This window comes from Telluria sp. ZT3P25, from assembly GCF_059685895.1.
In genome coordinates, this window is the sequence record NZ_JCASIJ010000001.1 from 1,266,994 (window position 1) to 1,283,198 (window position 16,205).

Here is a 16,205-nt window from a genome sequence, read left to right on the forward strand (position 1 = left end):
GGATGTTCGCCAAACAGTTTTTTAGCCCGCAGGTTAGCGCCGGCGGCGGCGGCAACTGGCTGTCCGGCCTGGGTGGGGCACGCTCCGATGCGGGACCGCTTGTGACTGTCGAGTCGGCCCTCACGCTGACTTCGCTGCAGGCGTGTGTGACTTTGATCGCCGAAAGCATTGCGCAACTGCCGCTCGAGCTGTTCCGCCGCACCGAGGACGGTGGTCGCGAGCCGGCCAAGGATCACCCGCTTTACCGGATCCTGGCGTATGCCCCGAACGAGTGGCAGACCCCTTTCGAATATCGCGAGAACAGCCAGCTGAAGGCGGGCACCCGGGGCAACTCGATCAGCCTGATCGGCCGCGACGGCGATGGCACGGTCACCGGACTGTACCCGGTCGACACGGAAAGCGTACAGGTGCTCAAGGGACCCGACCTGCTGCCGTACTACCGCATCGATGGCCAGGAGCCGATCCCGCAGCGGATGGTGCACCATGTCCGGTGGTGGAGCCTGAACAACTACGTCGGCATGTCGCCGATCATGCTGCACGCGAACGCCATCGGCCATGCGCAGGCGATCCAGCAATACGCAGGCAAGTCGTTCCTGAACGGGACTGCGCTGTCGGGTGTGATCGAGCGGCCGCGAGAGTCGTCGCCGATCAAGGACCAGAGCGTCATCGATCGAATCACCGACCGCTGGCAGCAGATGTACGGTGGCAGCACCAACGCCAAGCGCGTGGCGATGCTGCAGGAGGGGATGACGTTCAAGCCTCTCTCGATGACCAACGTCGATGCGGAGCTGATCCCGGCCCTGAAGCTGACGTCCCTCGACATTGCGCGCATCTACAAGGTGCCGCCGCACATGATCGGCGAGCTAGACAAGGCCACGTTCTCGAACATCGAGCACCAGGCGATCCAGTTCGTGATTTACACGCTGCTGCCTTGGATCAAGCGACACGAGCAGGCGATGATGCGCGATCTCCTGCTTCCAAGCGAGCGCGATGAGTACTACATCGAGTTCAACGTCTCCGGCCTGCTGCGCGGCGATCAAGGATCGCGCTATACCGCATACGCGGTTGCCCGCCAGTGGGGATGGCTGTCTGTGAACGACATCCGCCGCCTGGAAAACCTGCCCCCTATCAAGGGTGGCAACACCTACCTGCAACCGCTCAACATGGTCGACGCGGCCAAGCCGCTGCCGGTCACGCCCGTGAAGGCGAGCGCCGAGCAAGTCGCTGAAATCGAAGGAATCCTTGCATGAAGAATCGTTTTCGCATCGCCGGCATGATTTTCAATCAGCCGCTCATGGTCACCGAGGCCATGCTCGACCAGGCTGCTGCCTGGGCGAACCAGCAGATGAGCCTGAACATCGTCAACCTGAGCGTCAACGGCGCGCAGCCGCAGATGATGGAGGACGACGACGGCCCATATGAGACGGCGGCGATGCGCGCTGAGTCGGCGCGCCGCCAGTCCATTGCTGACACCGGCGTGGCGATCATTCCGGTCCATGGCGTCCTCGTCAGCCGCAGCATGCAGATGAACCCCTGCGAAACTATGACCAGCTATGAGCAGGTCCGCGCGCAAGTGAGCGCCGCACTGGCCGATCCATCGGTCGAGCAAATCGCATTCGATATTGACAGCCCCGGTGGCAGTACCACCGGCTGTTACGAGCTGGCAGATTTCCTCTTCGAAGCGCGCGCTGTCAAGCCCATGACTGCGATCGTGCACTACAACGGTTTCTCGGCGGCGTATCTCATCGCTGCCGCCGTCGGCAATATTTCGATGTCCCGCACGTCCGGCGTTGGTTCGGTCGGCGTGATTGCCAAGCACCTGGACATCTCGGCGCGCAATGAGCAGATGGGCGTCAAGGTGACAACTGTCGCGGCTGGCGCGCACAAAAATGATCTCAGTCCGCACGAGCCCATCACCGAGCAGTCGATGAAATTCTTGGTCGACATGGTGCAGGGCTATTACACCCAGTTCGTGGAGGCCGTCGCCAAGTACCGCGGAATCGGTGCCGACGCGGTACGCGCCACTGAGGCCGGCGTCTTCTTCGGACAAAAGGGTGTGGACATCGGTTTTGCGGATCGCATTGAGACCCCTCAGGCGGCAATTGATCGCGTTGCGATGCGGGCGCGCGAGTCGCGCGCTGCGCGCAGTACCAAACCTTCCATCGGAGCCCGCGCGCAAGCGATGGCCATCCAATCCCAAATTTGACCGCGTTCGCGGGACAAGCAACCAAGCCGCCCCCGAGGCGGTTTTTTCCATTTTAGGAGAGGCAATATGCCAACTATCAACGAACTCCGCAGCGAACGCGCCAAGGTCAACGCCAGCGTGCAAGCCCTGGCCCTGATCGAAGCCGGCGGCGGTCAACTGACCGCGGAGCAGCTGGTCGAGTTCACCGGTCTGCAAACCAAATTCGGCGAGCTGACCGCGCAAATCACTCGCATGGAAGCATCCGAGAGCATGGCCGCTGCGGCCGCCGTGCCTGTCGATCGTGCCCTGTCGGCGATCCACCAACCCGCAGCACCGCCTGCGGCCGCTGCAAGCATGCCGGCGACGCCGCGCATGCCAAGCGTTCCCGGTACCGGCATGTCGCGCATGGTGCGCGCACTGGTCGTCGCTCAAGGCAACCAGCAGGTGGCCGCCAAGTTTGCGATGGACAATCACTTCGGTGAAGACGTCGCGATGGCACTGAACACCCTGACGCCTGGCGCCGGCGGCGTGCTGGTCCCGCAAAACATGGCCCGTGAAGTGATCGAGCTGTGGCGTCCTCAGTCGGTTGTCCGCCGCCTCGGCGCGCGCACGATGCCGCTCACGAACGGCAACATCACCCTGCCGCGCTTGAAGGGTGGTGCAGTCGTTGGCTACACCGGCAGCGATTCGGATATCGGTGTGACTGGGCAGACCTTCGACAACCTGAAGCTGTCGGCGAAAAAGCTGACCGGCCTGGTCCCGATTTCGAACGACCTGCTGGCCTACGCCGGCACCAGCCCGAACGTTGACAAGCTGGTGGTGGATGACCTGACTGGCGCCATGAGCTCGCGCGAAGACAAGGCGTTCATCCGCGACGACGGCACCCTGGAAACCCCGAAAGGTCTGCTGGCATGGGCACTGGCTGGCTTCAAGTTCGCGGCATCCGCTGGTGACACGCTGCAGAAGATCGAAACCGATCTGAACAAGTTGATCCTGGCCCTGGAAAACGTGAACGCCAACATGGGCGCTCCCGGCTGGATCATGTCGCCGCGTTCGTTCCGCTTCCTGGAAGGTCTGCGCGACGGCAACGGCAATAAGGTCTACCCCGAGATGAAGGACGGGAACCTGAAGGGCTATCCAGTCGGGAAGACCACCCAGATTCCCAACAACCTGGGCACCGGCTCGAACCAGTCGGAAATCTACTTCGTGGACTTCAACGACTGCTTCATCGGCGAAGACGAAACGCTTCTGATCGATTACTCGAAGGAAGCGACGTACAAGGACGAAGGCGGCAATCTCGTGAGCGCCTTCCAGCGTGACCAAACGCTGGTGCGCGTCATCGCGAAGCACGACTTCGGCCCGCGCCACGTCGAATCGATCGCGATTCTGACTGCGGTTACCTGGGGCGGCTAAAGCGACCTGAATGCCGGCCTGCTGCCGCAGGTCGGCCAACCCTTCATCAAGGAACTCCATCGTGGAAACTGTCGAATTCATCAAGCCCTGGAAAATTTACAGTCCAGGCGACGTCGCCGGCTTCGAGGCCGATCAGGCCAAGATCCTGACCGACGGCAAAGTGGCAAAGCCCTACGAGGCAGACGCAAAAGCTGCAAAAGCAGCGAAGTAATCTTCCGCATGCCCGGTGCCAGGTCGGCGCGCACCGCGCGCGCCAGCCTGGCACAGCGTTAAGAGAAAGCTACCGTTATGGCCCACCTTCACATGGTAACGACCGTCTCGACCATCCGCGCGTACGACGCGCCAGGAGGCTACGAAGCACGCAGGCCGTATGACGGGATCATCACGGTCGACCACCTGACAAGCAGCACCGTGTATATGCACGGCGCCGTAGGCAAGATTGACCGCGCAACCCACATGGCCGCGCTGAACATGCTCCGCGATCGCGGGGTCACCACGGTGATGTACGAGCGGCGTGGACGAATGAAAACCATCGAGCTGGAAACAAAGACGTGAGCGCCGAGTAACTGGCCACGATGCCACGCGCCGAAATCGACGGCATCCTCGAAACTCTCAGCAAGGCTAAATAAAACATGACTGTTAAAACCAGCCGCGCCGCTTACAACCAATATTTTTCGGCGCCCGATCACGACAGCTTCACCCTCCCAGCCGGCGATTTTACGATCGGCTTTATTTTGGGCATGGATGGTGTTGTTAGCGGGGAACCGCAATACCTGATATCAAACGGCGGGTTCGGTGCGGCTGGTTCTTTCAACATCACATACGAGCCGGCCAACGGCAAATTGAAGATTTGGAGCGGTACAAACACCGACACCAACAATCCAACACTTCCCGGCACGGTCGCGTTGGCGGCGGGTGAAATTTGGGCGTACTTTGTCGAGCGCGCGGGTTCGGTTCTCAGCCTGCAGCGATTCCCGATTCTTGCAAACGCGCCGGCTGACGGCTCGGCGATGCAAACCGACACGACTGCCACGCTCAACACGGCGTTGTCGTTCAACAGTACGGCAGGCATGTATATCGGCAGCCGGTCCGACAAAAACACCGCGCGCATGTCTGACCAGTCGCTCGGCCGCGTGTTCGCAATGGCTGGACTGTTAACGCCATTGGAAAAGGCGCGGCTCGCGTTCGGCGAAGATGTCATCGCGCAGCTCGGAAAAACGGTTAATTGGTACGTCCGGCTTGATACCGTCGACGACTTCGCGGACCGTGGGCCATCGGCCAACATGTTTACAAAGTCCGGCACGCCGACAACCAGCACTGTGCAGCCGGCATTCGGTTATGGCGCGACCCCGTCGGCCAACAGCGTCACGCTCGCCGGCCCTGCTGCTGAACGCATCTACCAGCGCATCAACGGCGCCGCATCGATTGCGGTATCCGGGGTCTACGCCGGCACCGCGCCAACGGCCATCGAGTACCAGCTGTATGCAGAAGACGACGTGACCATCGTCAAACCGTGGACGGCAATGGCCGCCACCATCGCATCGGGCGCCTGGTTGGCAACCCCGGCGATTCCTGCCGGCGGCATGTACAAAATGGCTGTGCGCTCAAAAAGTGGCGCATCAGTTTTAGCCACATCGGCCATCTTCGCGAACGTGTTCGGTGTGGGCGACCTGTTCGTATGGACTGGCTCAAGCACCCCCGAAGGCTGTTTCACCACGCTGTCAGGCTCGGGTTTCACCCCACGCGCGGAAGTGCGTGTCTACGCCGGATCGTGGGCTAAGTACACGGGTGTCGGTTCGGCCATCCTCGCGGCAAACGCACTGGCCGAACAATCAGGTGTCCCGATCGGGTTCCTGCATTGCGGTATCGGTGGCACCACGCTGGCGGGCGATTGGCTCAACACGTCAAGTACAGCATGGACGCGGGTAACCAACTACGTCACGGCCAACGGCTTAAAACTCGCTGGCGCCGTCGTGTCGGTTGGTTCTAACGATGCCGCAAACCAACTTGTTGTAGACACGGCCGGGCACCTGACCAACCTGCAAGAGCTGTTTCTACGCCTCCGCAATCTGACCGGGCAGGCCACTTTGCCGATCATGATTGGCGGCTACAATCGCCGCACCAGCTACGGCGGCACCTACGGCGATTTCGCGCGTCGATCCGATGCCGTGCGCATGGCCGAAAACGCCAGCGGCGACCTGCCCGGCGTGAGCCATGTTCAAGTGGTCGATTTCCCACTGAGCGGCGACGGCATCCACATGCTGCCTGCCGGTTTTCAGGGTCTAACCAACCGCATCGGCAAAGTGTGGGCACGCCGACTGTACGGCGACGGCGCGTACATGCGCGGGCCAGTAGCAACAGCGTTCACATTCAGCGGCAGTGACGTATTTATCGACGTGGCGCACCGCAACGGCACCGATTTGTCGCCGGCAACCGGGGGCACTGGCTTTACCGTAAGCGACGCCAGCGGCACGCCGTCAATCACTGCCACCGCCCGCGTGAGCGCTACCCGCTACCGCGTCACGTGTAATCGCGCGCTGGTGGCACCTGTTGTCACGCGCGTTCTTGCTGGCCCGGCCCCTTCGGACAGCGCCCCGATTATGGATGACGGTGCGATGCCGCTGCCGATGCACGTGGAGACGGTGCTTGCGACTACCGCAGTTTCTGCAGCTGACACCACCGCCCCCGTAATGACCGGCTCGATTACCGTTAGCAGCCCGACGTCGAGCGGCTTTACGCTGGCCTGCGACGCTGCGACCGATGCCGTCGGCGTGGCGGGCTACGAATACAGCATCGACGGCGGCACGAGCTACAGCCTGATCGCCAATGCGGCCCGTTCGGTGGTGGTTTCTGGCCGGCCTGCAAGCACCGCGCATTCTGTGCGGATGCGCGCCATCGACGCCGCCGGTAACCGCGCCACGCCGCTGTCGGCGAGCTTCACCACGCTGGCCGCGCAGCCTGCGCAAAATGCGGTGTCGGCCTCGACAGTGGCTGAGTCGCGCCGGGTCGCATTCCCGGGCGGTACTCGTGTGGTGAAATTCGGCAGTGTGCCGACTGCGCGGTTGCCCAATGCCCCGTACCTCGAAACCGGGCGGTGGTGGAGCGAGAAGCACCCGCTTGACGAACGGTACTGGGTGGCAGACATCACGATTGACCTGGCCGAGCGCGGCACGACAGCGAAGGAGGTTGTCGCGCTGGTGGCCGGTGTCACCGTAATCGAGGAACCCGTCATCCAGGGCAAGCTGATCTCGGTAAAGCTGGGCGGCTTTAACGCGGCGATCGGTGCATCTAACTTCTGCACACTCCGCATCACCCTTGCAAATGGTGAGCGGATCGATCGCACGACCTGGTTCAAGCAGCAGGTTGGCGTGTATTTGCTCGACAAGGATCCGGACGAGCAAAGCTATTTCGTCGGAGATATCGGAAACGACTTGGTCGACAGCAACACCACGGCCACTCTGGTGAAAGCGCTTCCGGTCGGTGTGGAAGAGCTCGTGCCAGCAGTGATCCAGGGGCCTTCGATCCTGGTGAAGTTGGGCGGCATGGACACGCTTCCGGCCGGCGCAAATTACTGCGACTTCCGCATCGACTGTGCGAACAGCGAGCGCTTCTACCGGACCATTCAATTTAACAGGGTGGACAACTGATGATCGATGCATCCCAACTGCCGAGCGTGCCGAACACCGAGCTGCTGAAGCAGCAGGAAGAGGCCGCCGTCGAATATGCGCGTGCGCCGGCTGCGCCTGGCGCGCCGCCCGGCGCCGGCCGCCCGCCAGCAGTGCAGGGGCCGACGCGATGAGCTGGAAGCTGATCACTCCTCCTGTCGGCCTGGCGGTTTCGATGACCGAAGCGCGCACGGCCGCGCGTGTGGACGTCGGCGAAGACGGCACGTCGCCCCTCGATGGCGAAATCCAGCGTGCGATCCGGACCTACACCACTGAAGCGGAAGGCGAAACGAACCGCGCGGTGATGGAGCAGACCTGGCGCCTGACGCTGGACGGCTTCAAGGGTGCGATCGCGCTTCGTCGGCCACCGTTGCTCCAAGTGGTGCACCTGAAGTTCTACGACGCCGACATGATCCTGCAGACGCTCCATCCTGAGGACTACCAGGTCGACGGCGAAAGCGAGCCGGGCTTCATTCTTGCCGCACCTGGCCGCGCCTGGCCAGCCACGGGGCGCGCGGTCAACTCGGTTGAGGTTCAAATCCGATGCGGCTACGGGCCCGACCACACGACCGTTCCGGACGCCATCTCCGGCTTCATCCTGGCGCGCCTGAGCGAGCACTTCCAGTCCGGCGGGCAGACGGAAAACGAGCACGTTAAGCGGCTGCTGTGGCCAGAGGTGGTGATCGCATGAACATGAACGACCGAATTACGTTGCAGCGGCCTGGGCCCGGTGCTGGCAAGCTTCGGGCCCAGGCCGCCTGGGAGCCAATCGCCACCGTGTGGGCTAACGTACTTTTTCCAAGTGGCGTGGAAGTGGTGCGCGCCGGTGCCGAAATATCGATCGTCAAGTGCTCAATTCGGATCCGCTCACGCACTGACATTGATACCGCTGCGCGCGTGCTCTTCAAGGGGAAGGCCTACGACGTCGAATCGGCACTGCCAGATGGGCGCGACTCTCACTTCATGTTCTTGGTGTGCAAGGCGGTCACATGATCGACTTCGATACCTCGGCTTTTGAGACTGCCATGACGGCCGTAAGGCGAACCATCACTGAAGCGCTCGGCGAATCGACGCTTCGGACGGTGGGTTTTGCCGGCGCCGAAGTTTTCCGTGATCAGGCAAAGCAGAATTCGCTAGCCAACAAGAAGACCGGCATCCTGTTCGACAACATCATCGTCAAGCGCTTGGAAGAGGATTCCGATGGAGATCGGCGTCAAGCGTACATGGTCACCGTGCGCAACGGTACTGCCGCTAGCCCTGGCGCCTTCTACTGGCGCTTTGTCGAGAACGGTCACAAGTTCGTGCCCAAGAACAAAAAGGTGAGCAAAAAGACGGGCAGGACAATTGGCTGGAAGGCCCACCGAGAAGCAGCTCAGCGCGTGGCTGATCTGGAGTTCGGCAATAAGCGCTCCCGTGCATACCCTTTCATGCGGCCTGCCTACGACAGCAAAAAACAGGAAGCCATTGACGTCATGACGCGGACACTGGCTGAGCAGATCGCAAGGAATGCAAAGTGACCCCTGAAGACCATATTGACGGCGTGCTGGCTCACCTGGTCGACGGGCGCGTCTATCCCGACGTGGCGCCGCTGGACACTGATACGCCGTACATCACATACCAGGTGGTGGGCGGAGAGCCGATCAATTTCCTTTCCGGTGACTGGCCTGACAAGCAGCTCGTGCGCATGCAAGTGAATGTGTGGAGCAAGCACCGCGCGGAGGCCTCCGAAGTCGGCATGCTGGTGGAGGACACATTGCGCTCCGCGACCGCGCTGCAGGTCGAGGTCGTGTCCGGGCGCATGTCCACGTATGACGAAGAAACCGATACCCGCGGGACTATGCAGGACTTCATGCTTTTCTGCTGACCTGAACCAGTTTTATCCCCAAGCCGCCCCGCGAAAGCCGGGCGGTTTTTTTATGCCCGGCTTCCGGGCTTTACCCCTGAAAGGCCGATATGCAATTGCCAAATAACATCGCGTTCGCAGTAGCGTCCGCATTCGCCGCTGCCGTCAGCATCACCGCGATCACCAACGCCACCGAGGCTGTGGCCACCGCGACGAATACCTTCGCAGCAGGCGACTACTTCGAATACACCGGCGGCTGGAGCAAGGCCAACGGCCGCGTCTTCCGCGCGAAGGCGGCGTCGGGCACTTCGTTCACATTCGAAGGCCTGGACACGAGCGACACCTCGCTGTTCCCTGCCGGCGCCGGCCTGGGCACCGTGCGCAAGATCACTACCTGGACCCCCGTTACTGGCGTGGTCAGTGCTGACATCTCCGGCGGCGATGGCAAAAACGTCGAAGTGCCGCTGCTGGACAGCGACATGCCGGTCATGTTGCCCGACGGCTTCACCGCAACCACCGTCACGCTGACGACCGCCGACGATAAGTCGCTGGCGCATCACGCCGCCCTGAAGAAAATCTCGGATGGCGTCGCGTTGACCTGCCTGCGCGGCATGCTCCCGGGCGGCGGCGTGCTGCTGTACGCCGGCTACTGCTCGTTCAACGAATCGCCGAGCCTGGCCAAAGGCAGTGTGATGGCGGTGAAGTCCGTCTTCTCGCTGCAGAACAAGGTCGTCCGCTACTGATCTGTGTTGCCAGCTGGCGCCGAATGGTCGGCGCTGGCCTTTTCCCAGCCCACGAGGTAGCGCCTCGTGGGTCTTTTTTACCATCTCGAAAGAAAAATCATCATGGCAAAAGCAAAACTCACCCTGGCAGTCGCTGCCACCTTCAAAGCAACCGTGTCGATCCCAGTCCCGGGCGGCAAGTCGGCTGATGTCGAATTCATCTTCAAGCATCGCACTCGCGACGACTTCAAGGAATTCATGGAAACCCTGGCTGGCGCCGAAGACGTCGACGCGCTGATGGACATCGCCAGCGGCTGGGATCTGGACGAGCCGTTCGGTAAGGACGCTGTCGAGAAGCTGGTGCAGCGCTACATGGGTTCGGCCCGCGCCGTGCTCGACGTGTACCTGGCCGAACTGACCGGCGCCCGCGCAAAAAACTAAGGGACGTTGCCACCGCCATGTACGAGGCTGCGCCCACCGACGCTGAACTGGCGATCGCAGGCATGACTCGGGATGAGGTGACAACGTCGGTCGAAATCTGGCCCGACAACGTGCGGGCCTACAACACCTTTTACGGGCTGCGCAAGCAGTGGAATATCGCTCCGATGGGCGGCCCGATTGGTTTGAACTTCCTCGTCGCCTACAACCGGATGGACCGGATGGGGCTGACGATTGAGGAATACAACCAGCTGGACGAGGACCTCCAGGTGATGGAAGACGCAGCGCTCACGGCGATGCGAAGCTCGGACTGAATGCAGTGCCGCCGCCGGGCGGCTTTTTTATGGGCGGCGAATGAGCACAATCACCAACGAAGCAATTATCAAGGTCACCACCGATGCCACTGGCGTGGAAGAGGGCGGGCGACGTATTGATGCATCGACCGCGCGGACCGGGAAGAATCTCGAAAACCTCGCTACGACCGCGAAGCGGACTGGCAAGTCGCTCGACGACCTCGGTGGCTCGTCCGGCATGCGCGCTGTGGGCGACGGGGCCGGCGCGGCGGCTGGCAAGGTAGACCGCGCCACGCTGACCATGGCCGCATCCATCCAGCGCGCAACCGCTGCGGCAGATGCTGGAGCGAAGAGTGGGGCGGATTTCTACGCGAGCCTGGCCAATTCGCGCGGCCTGAATATGACCGCGTTGCGGCCGTACCTTGACCAGCTCGACGCCGTCACCCGGAAGACCGCTCAGGCGGCTGCGGCGCAACGTCAACTCGATGCCGGCAGCAGCTTCTTGGACGGTCTGCGCTCGCAGGCTGATGGAATCGGTAAAACTGCGTCCCAGCTGGCCGCGCTGCGCGCCGAGCAGTTGGGCGTTGCTGATGACGTGCGCCCGCTGATCGAGCAGCTTCAGGCGGCAGAACAAGCAGCGGGAAATGCTGGGGGCGCGATAAGCGGCTTCGGCGCTGCGCTCGCGGCAGCTGGCGCGAGCGCCGGGATTGCCAGTGTGGTGCAGCTCTCTGATGCATACAACAACTACGTCGCAAAGCTCCGTTTGGCAACCACTGGTCAGAGCGAATTTGTGCAGGCTCAGGCAGCCGTGCAGCAGATCGCCGCATCTGCGCAGTCGGATCTTTCGAGCACTGCATCGCTGTACGCGAGCATCACGAAGAGCACCAGGGATCTAGGTATCGCCCAATCCCAAGTCGCCAATATTACAGAGACTGTCAGTCTGGGGCTGAAAGTGTCCGGCGCAAGTGCAGAAGCGAGCGGTTCAGCGATTTACCAGCTGAGCCAGGCTTTCAATATGGGGGCACTGCGCAGCGAGGAATTTAACGCGGTAACCGACGCTTCGCCGCGCCTGATGGAAGCGCTGGCCGATGGGATTGGTGTGCCCGTTGGTGCACTGCGTGCGATGGCCGAGCAAGGTCTCTTGACAACCGAGGTGATGGCGAACGCGCTGCCGCGTGGTTTGAAGAAGCTTCAGGAGGAAGCTAAGACTGTCGAAACGATAGGCGGCTCGGTCACCGTCCTCAAGGACAAGGTAATGCTTCTGGTTGGCGCTACAGCGCAATCCAGTGGCGTTGTCGCAGCGCTGTCTGGCGGTATCAAGCTGCTTGCCGACAACTTGATCTTGGTCGGTGGTGCCATGGCAACAGTTGCCGCCGTGAAGCTGGCGTCTTCGCTTGCGTCGGCCGCTTCTGCTGCTTACGCGAATGTTGCCGCCAATAGCGCGCGCTTGGCATCAAACGTTGCTGCAGCGCGAGCGGATGTGGCGGCTGCCACTACCGCCAATGCCTTGGCGGCAGCTCGAGTTGCCGAATTGCGCGCAGCAGTGTTAGCTGCGGAGGGGAACGTTGCCCTTGCCATTACAACAAACGGGCTTGTTCCTGCCGAGGCGCGGCTGGCCGCAACGTCCGCAACGCTGTCGACCGCGCTCACGGCTCAAGCAGCCGCCGCAGGTGCGGCGTCAGTGGCTGGGCGCGCGCTTGGCGCGACGATGGCTTTGGTTGGGGGGCCAATTGGCCTTGTGACCCTTGCATTGGGGGCTGCAGCAACGATCTGGGCGGTATGGGCAAGCAAGGCGGAAGAGGCTAACGATAAAGTTGTCCAGTCCACCCAGGAATCGACCGCTGAAATGATCGGGCGCCTGGATGAGCAAATCACCAAGCTGCGTGAGCGTAACGCTCTGGCTGCGACTGAGCCGCGCATCAAGGACCTGAGCGGGGTCAGTGAGGTCGACAAGGACGGACTGGCACGCGCCAAGGCGGCACTCGACGCAAACAAAGCGGCCCAGGCCGCTGCCGGCACCGATGCTCGGGCCCGCATGATGCTCCAACTTGAGGAGGTGGAGCTCTCGGGCAAGTACGAGGGCGCCATGTCGCGCGTGAAATCGCTCCAGGGCGAAGTGGCCACGGCTGCATTGCGTACTCGCACAGCGCGCCTGGACGACTGGTACGCGCAGAATGGCTCTTCAGCACAGCGGTTGGCGGCTGAACTTGACAAGCTGAAGAAGGAATTCGGCGCGATCCCGCCCGAAATGGAAAAGCTGGTTCGCGCGAAATTCGCGGATCCGGCTTCTACCAAGGCAATCAAAACTCAAGCGGCAGCCGCCAAGGAATACGCTGACCTGGTCGACCGGATCAATGGCAAAAGTGCCGGGGTCGATTCGGACTACCAGGAAAATTTGCTTAAGCTAGCGGCCGGCTACAGGGCAGGCAAGCAGTCGCTCGAAGCGTACCAGGCGACTGTTGAGGCCTACATCGCCCAGCAACCATTTGCAAAAAAGGCAGAAGAAGAGCGCCTGCGCGCGCTCAAGGAAATAAGCGACTTCCAAGACAGCTACTCGAAGGGCCTGGAGGCGACCAGCGGTATTTACGCGAAGCGTGTTCAGGATGCGGAGGACGAAGCCGCGCGCAACGTGGAGCTGGCCAGAACTTACGGCCTGACCAAATCGGCGGTTGAACAGCTGGAAATCGCTGAGCTCGAAGCACAACTGACGCAGCGCGCCACCCTGGGCCTACAGCTTGATCAAATCGAGTATCTCGAAAAACTGATCGATGCGAAGAAACGCAATGCATCGGCGGTCGCTGCGATAGAGCAGGTCGACGCAGCGAAGAAGGCTGCTGAAGAATGGAAGCGCGCATCGGAATCGATCGAGCAGTCCCTGACCGATGCGCTGCTGCGCGGTTTCGAGTCGGGCAAGGACTTCGGTCAGAACCTGGTGTCCACGCTGAAAAACATGTTCGGCACCCTGGTGCTGCGGCCGATCATTTCGGCGACGGTGAACCCACTGGCTGCCAGCCTGACGAATACTCTGGGCTTGGGCGGCGGTGCTGCTGGGGCTTCGAGCGCGGTTGGTGGCTTCGCTAGCGCGGCCAGCGGTGTGTCGAACCTGTACAGCATGGTCAGTGGTGGCGCTACCGTTGCCGGCGGCCTCGGTACCGGCTTCCTCGGCAGCCTGGCCGGCGGCCTCAATGGCGCGGGTATTGGTTCGGGGCTGACGTCGGCGCTGGGCATGAACATCGGCAACGGCATTGCGTCCGTCGTGGGCTCGAATGTTGCCAGCGGCATCGCCACTGGGCTGTCGGGGCTCGCTGCTGCAGCGCCTTGGGTGGCTGGTGCACTGGCTGTTTATACAATCGGTAAGAAAGCGTTCGGTCGCGGTCCGAAGGAATACAGCGGCGACCAGACTCTCAACGGATCGCTGGGCGCTGGCGGTTTCTCCGGCACGATGGATGCTGCCTGGGTGAAGAAGGGCGGGTGGTTCCGCAGCGACAAGGATGGCGTCGACAAGAGCCCGGTCGGCGCCGAAGTATCGGCTGGCCTGACGTCCGCATACGACGCCATCAAAGCATCTTCGGCTGACTTCGCTGACGTGCTCGGCCTGAACGCGGCCAGCATCGCCAGCCGTTCCCAGACCATCAAGATCGCGCTGGGCAAGGATGAGGCAGCCAACCAAGCTGCGATCGCCGAGTTCTTCGTCGGCGTGGCCAACACGGTGGCAGCGGAACTTCTGCCCGAAATCGGAAAGTTTCAGGCTCAGGGCGAGCAGGCTTCCGCCACCCTCCAGCGCCTGGCCGCGAACTTCAGCGCGGTCGACCAGATCCTGGCGGTGATGGGTGCAACATCGCAGGTCGCTTTCGGTGCTGTTGGCAAGGATTCGATCGAGGCCCGCGAGCGCTTGGTGGCGCTGGCCGGCGGCATTGAAGCGCTGGCGGAGAAGACCAACTTCTTCAACGACAATTTCCTCTCGCAAGCCGAGCGCATTGCAAGGGCGCAGGGGCCGCTGAACGATCAGCTCGCGAAGCTAGGCTTTGCCGGGATCACGACCAGTGAGCAATTCAAGGAAGCCGCACAGGGCCTGGTGCAGTCAGGCGCGCTGGCCACCGCCGGCGGCGCGCAGCGTTATGCCGAACTGCTGGCGCTGGGCCCGCAGTACAAGCTGGTGTCCGACTACCTGAAAGAGGCCAGCGATACGGCTGCCGAAGCGGCGGCCACCTTGGCAGCCAGCATCCTTCAGGAGCGTGGGCAACTGCAGGACGAGCTCGATACGCTGACGATGTCGGCGACTGATCTTCTGGGCAAGCAGCGCGCAGCGCTCGATGAGAGCAACCGCGCTCTGTTCGACCAGATCCAGGCGGTCAAGCAGCAGACGGCCGCATCGGAAGCGGCCACGGCGGCTGCGGCTGCGGCAATCCAGCTGCGCAAAGATGATGCGGTATCGCTACTGAGCGGCGTCGACGCAGCATTCGGCGTGCTCCAGCGCGTGACCGATCGTCAGAAAAAGGCGATGCAGGATGACATTCAGATGCGGACCGAAGCGGTCAACAATCTGAAAAGCATGTCGAGCGCACTGCGCAGCTCGCTTGACGGTATGCGCTCTCCAGAGCAGCAGGAGGCGGACCGCTACGGCGGGATGGCGGAAGTGCGCGCGGCGCTGGCGATCGCCAAGGCCGGCGGCCCGCTGCCTGCTGCGGACGCGTTGCAGAAATCGCTGTCGAAGATCGGTAACGGTCCATCGACAGCGGCCTACGCCACGTACCAGGACTATCAGCGTGACCTGTTCGGCGCTCAGGGCGACCTGGCCGAGCTGACCAAGCTGACCGACGGCGCCCTGACGGTCGAAGAGAAGAACCTGAAGGTTGCTGAGGATCAAGTCAAGCAGCTCGACGCGATGTTGGCGCGCCACCAGGATCAGATCGACGTCCTGAAGGGCATCAGCACCATCGGCCTGTCGATCGAGCAGGCGATCAAAGCTCTGCAGGGCGCCATAGCAGCGGCAAATGCCAACCCGGTTGTATCGGCCGGCGCGGCGATCAACAACGCCTACCAGCAGAACCTGGGCCGTGCGCCCGACGCTGCCGGTTTCGAATGGTGGAAGAACGCCGCCGCCAGCGGCACGCCGATCGATCAGATCGTAGGTGGCATCGCCAGCTCGACGGAGGCCGATCTCCGGAAGCTGTACCAGAGTGTGCTGGGTCGGGCGCCGGATGCCGAGGGGCTGCAGTTCTGGATGCAAGCCTACGGCCCGACGATGAGCGAGGCGGAGAAAGCCGACTGGCTGAAGGCCGCGCAGAAGGACGCGTCGAGCAAGCTGCCAGGGTTCGCAGTCGGTACCAACTACGTCACGACCGACATGCCGGCAATGATCCACGAGGGCGAGCGCATCATGCCTGCGGCTGACAACCGCGAGCTGATGCGCCGACTGGCCAGCCCTGACGGGAACGCCGAAGCACTGGCGGCCGAAGTAGCGCGCCTGGCGACGGCAATCGAAGCGCAGCAGATTGAAAACGCCGAGCTGCGCGAGGTGATCCGTGCTGGCATGTTGGCCGTTGCCTCGCACACCAGTGATACCGCAAGCCATCTGGATGACATGGTCAATGGCCGCAAGCCGATTTCTACCGAGATCGTTCCTGCACTCGCTCTAGCATAAGG

At 62.1% G+C, this 16,205-nt stretch carries 15 protein-coding genes; all 15 read left to right on the top strand.

Annotated elements, in window-relative coordinates; genetic code table 11:
• The first annotated feature begins 2 nt into the window (after nucleotides 1-2).
• Complete coding sequence (locus AC56LY_RS05795; RefSeq protein WP_499577309.1) at nucleotides 3-1,250, top strand: phage portal protein; 1,248 nt, start codon at nucleotides 3-5, stop codon at nucleotides 1,248-1,250.
• Nucleotides 1,247-2,206 carry a S49 family peptidase gene (locus tag AC56LY_RS05800; RefSeq protein WP_499577310.1) on the top strand — a complete coding sequence of 320 codons (960 nt, stop codon included), beginning with the start codon at nucleotides 1,247-1,249 and terminating at the stop codon, nucleotides 2,204-2,206. Before AC56LY_RS05795 ends, AC56LY_RS05800 begins: the two co-directional genes overlap by 4 nt.
• A 66-nt stretch (nucleotides 2,207-2,272) precedes the next feature.
• Nucleotides 2,273-3,598: a phage major capsid protein gene (locus AC56LY_RS05805; RefSeq protein WP_499577311.1), complete on the top strand. Its 1,326-nt coding sequence runs from the start codon at nucleotides 2,273-2,275 to the stop codon at nucleotides 3,596-3,598.
• A 61-nt stretch (nucleotides 3,599-3,659) separates the two neighbouring features.
• On the top strand, nucleotides 3,660-3,809 hold the full coding sequence (locus AC56LY_RS05810) for a hypothetical protein (protein WP_499577313.1): 150 nt from the start codon (nucleotides 3,660-3,662) through the stop codon (nucleotides 3,807-3,809).
• Nucleotides 3,810-3,886: 77 nt separating this feature from the next.
• Nucleotides 3,887-4,153: a hypothetical protein gene (locus AC56LY_RS05815; protein WP_499577315.1), complete on the top strand. Its 267-nt coding sequence runs from the start codon at nucleotides 3,887-3,889 to the stop codon at nucleotides 4,151-4,153.
• 77 nt (nucleotides 4,154-4,230) lie between these two features.
• Complete coding sequence (locus tag AC56LY_RS05820) at nucleotides 4,231-7,245, top strand: sialate O-acetylesterase (protein ID WP_499577316.1); 3,015 nt, start codon at nucleotides 4,231-4,233, stop codon at nucleotides 7,243-7,245.
• Nucleotides 7,245-7,397 carry a hypothetical protein gene (locus AC56LY_RS05825; protein WP_499577318.1) on the top strand — a complete coding sequence of 51 codons (153 nt, stop codon included), beginning with the start codon at nucleotides 7,245-7,247 and terminating at the stop codon, nucleotides 7,395-7,397. The genes AC56LY_RS05820 and AC56LY_RS05825 overlap by 1 nt, the downstream gene beginning before the upstream one ends.
• Complete coding sequence (locus AC56LY_RS05830) at nucleotides 7,394-7,954, top strand: head-tail connector protein (RefSeq protein ID WP_499577319.1); 561 nt, start codon at nucleotides 7,394-7,396, stop codon at nucleotides 7,952-7,954. The genes AC56LY_RS05825 and AC56LY_RS05830 overlap by 4 nt, the downstream gene beginning before the upstream one ends.
• On the top strand, nucleotides 7,951-8,256 hold the full coding sequence (locus AC56LY_RS05835; protein WP_499577322.1) for a phage head closure protein: 306 nt from the start codon (nucleotides 7,951-7,953) through the stop codon (nucleotides 8,254-8,256). The genes AC56LY_RS05830 and AC56LY_RS05835 overlap by 4 nt, the downstream gene beginning before the upstream one ends.
• On the top strand, nucleotides 8,253-8,780 hold the full coding sequence (locus tag AC56LY_RS05840; RefSeq protein WP_499577324.1) for an HK97 gp10 family phage protein: 528 nt from the start codon (nucleotides 8,253-8,255) through the stop codon (nucleotides 8,778-8,780). Before AC56LY_RS05835 ends, AC56LY_RS05840 begins: the two co-directional genes overlap by 4 nt.
• Complete coding sequence (locus AC56LY_RS05845; RefSeq protein WP_499577327.1) at nucleotides 8,777-9,127, top strand: DUF3168 domain-containing protein; 351 nt, start codon at nucleotides 8,777-8,779, stop codon at nucleotides 9,125-9,127. The genes AC56LY_RS05840 and AC56LY_RS05845 overlap by 4 nt, the downstream gene beginning before the upstream one ends.
• An 89-nt stretch (nucleotides 9,128-9,216) precedes the next feature.
• Entirely contained in the window at nucleotides 9,217-9,849 is a 633-nt protein-coding gene (locus tag AC56LY_RS05850) for a phage tail tube protein (RefSeq protein ID WP_499577330.1), read from the top strand.
• 102 nt (nucleotides 9,850-9,951) lie between these two features.
• Entirely contained in the window at nucleotides 9,952-10,269 is a 318-nt protein-coding gene (locus tag AC56LY_RS05855; RefSeq protein WP_343024477.1) for a phage tail assembly chaperone, read from the top strand.
• Nucleotides 10,270-10,286: 17 nt separating this feature from the next.
• Complete coding sequence (locus tag AC56LY_RS05860; RefSeq protein ID WP_499577334.1) at nucleotides 10,287-10,580, top strand: DUF1799 domain-containing protein; 294 nt, start codon at nucleotides 10,287-10,289, stop codon at nucleotides 10,578-10,580.
• A gap of 40 nt (nucleotides 10,581-10,620) precedes the next feature.
• Entirely contained in the window at nucleotides 10,621-16,203 is a 5,583-nt protein-coding gene (locus AC56LY_RS05865; RefSeq protein WP_499577336.1) for a tape measure protein, read from the top strand.
• The last annotated feature ends 2 nt before the right edge of the window (nucleotides 16,204-16,205 follow it).